The sequence below is a fragment of the Pontibacter aquaedesilientis genome (genome assembly GCF_014773225.1).
GTDB lineage: Bacteria > Bacteroidota > Bacteroidia > Cytophagales > Hymenobacteraceae > Pontibacter > Pontibacter aquaedesilientis.
In genome coordinates, this window is the sequence record NZ_JACXAJ010000017.1 from 1 (window position 1) to 1,837 (window position 1,837).

Here is a 1,837-nt window from a genome sequence, read left to right on the forward strand (position 1 = left end):
TCATTCCCCAAGTATAACTTCGCCCCACCAAAGTCTTGCCTGGACGCCCCCGTCCGAAAGCCGAGGCTTTCTCCCGGCTTCGCCGAGGCAAGACTTCAGGCCAAAATTCCATTTATGCCTTTGGCTCTTTGCCAGCCGGTTGCTGAGACTTTTGGCCTTTGATGCCGCCCAGCCCTTGGAAGCCTGAAAATCGCACCACTTTTAAATCTGAAAATAATCCCAATCACGGCCAACATTTAAGGGCTTTGCGTTCGGGCGGGTTTCGGAGCACAAAACTGTCAACTTGCACTGAACTTGAATAGAAGCACAAAACTTCAAGTTTGCACGTCACCATGCCTGACGCAAAACCCGTGTTATGTGGCGTTTTTTATTTCAATCTTGTTCGTTTCACTGTCGTATGTCATTGTTAAGTGTCTGTCCCAATTTAAAAATTCGTCACAAGTAAATTCAAGTTTCTCATTGTCCCATTTTTTGAATTCAATTATGTCCATTTGAATTGGGCTTTTAATTGGCTCTTTTTGTTTTATGCTTGTCGTAACTTTCTCAAAGTTGTAATAGTCTGCAAGAATAAAGTCACCATTTGGCGTTGTTGTCAAGTTTTGATATTGCGGTTGGTCTTCCAACTCTTTCAGGTCGCCAGTTTTTCTGTCAAGTTGAAATAAGTAGTACGATGTTAAAACTAAAACAATGTCTCTGGAAGTAGAAACTCCAGCTTGTCTTGGAAAACCACGAAATTGTCCGCACCATTCTGAAAAGTCGTCATTAGTAAACTTTATAAAAGTCCAACTTTGAGAATTCCACGCACTTTCATTGTCGTAAATTCTTTCATTGTATTGTCCTGAATATGGTTGACTTATTATTTCTGCTTCAATTATCATTCGTGGTGCCTGTCTTTAAAATGCCACATAACGGATTGGCTAAGACACGCCTAAGTGTGTTTTAGCTCTTGTTGGCAATTGTAATTTTCCTTCAACAACTCTTCAGCCGCCATGACCGCTTCTTTTCTATATCCTTTCTTCGAAATCCTCTCTACAAGCTCTTGTTCAGAATAATTCTTAAACTTTTGCTTAAAGCTTTCCACTTCTTGCCGTATCTGGCTTTCAATCTCCGTCTGTGTTAACTCTTCTTCGACAGTTTCATTTAAGTCAGGCAGAAATTTATACTGGGTCTCAGTTTCCTTGATAGGTGGGTTTACCGGGTCGAGCATAAGAGAGGTTAGCAAGAAAACGGCATTATCATGGGTGACCAACTTTAAGTAGCCGTACCTTCTCCATGGAAGAGGAATCCAGTTCTGCTCCCAATCGGGAAGTCGGTAATCCCGCTGGACCACCCTTATCATTTGCTTTACATCAGAGGCATGTATAACATGGATGCCCTTTTTGTCCGTAACTGTTATCAGCTGCTTCTCCTTGTCTACTTCTACAATTGTTCTTCTATTGGCTATATAATAAGCAATGTGTAAGTAAAAAGCTGGTAGAAAGGAAACCAGACAACCCCCAAGCATGAACAGGTAAAAGCCTAACTCTGACAGCACATTACTCCCCTTAATCCAAAGGAATGCAAAAACCATAAGATAGCCAGCTAGCACCCTAACTCCGTTCGAGATAGACCTTAACTGATACTTCTTGTTTATTTGTAAAACTTCTTCCATTAATATTCTTGCCAACGGTGTACGTATAGCAGGTGGCGCAGCGTCAGCAAGCCTTTTTGCTATACCTTGTGCTTGTTGCACAACCTATTGAAGATAATCGTAAAAGTATATATTACCAAATCTTCAATGGGATGCAGGGCAGGAAAACTTTCGAAGACGAGCGGGAGCTGCGCTTCTCGCTCTCGG

The 1,837-nt window shown here is 41.8% G+C and carries 2 protein-coding genes; both read right to left on the reverse strand.

Features of this window, described 5'->3' with window-relative positions; translation table 11 throughout:
- Window positions 1-353 precede the first annotated feature (353 nt).
- Complete coding sequence (locus H9Q13_RS17895; protein WP_191185178.1) at window positions 354-878, reverse strand: hypothetical protein; 525 nt, start codon at window positions 876-878, stop codon at window positions 354-356.
- 50 nt (window positions 879-928) lie between these two features.
- On the reverse strand, window positions 929-1,666 hold the full coding sequence (locus tag H9Q13_RS17900) for a hypothetical protein (RefSeq protein ID WP_191185179.1): 738 nt from the start codon (window positions 1,664-1,666) through the stop codon (window positions 929-931).
- Between the last annotated feature and the right edge of the window lie 171 nt (window positions 1,667-1,837).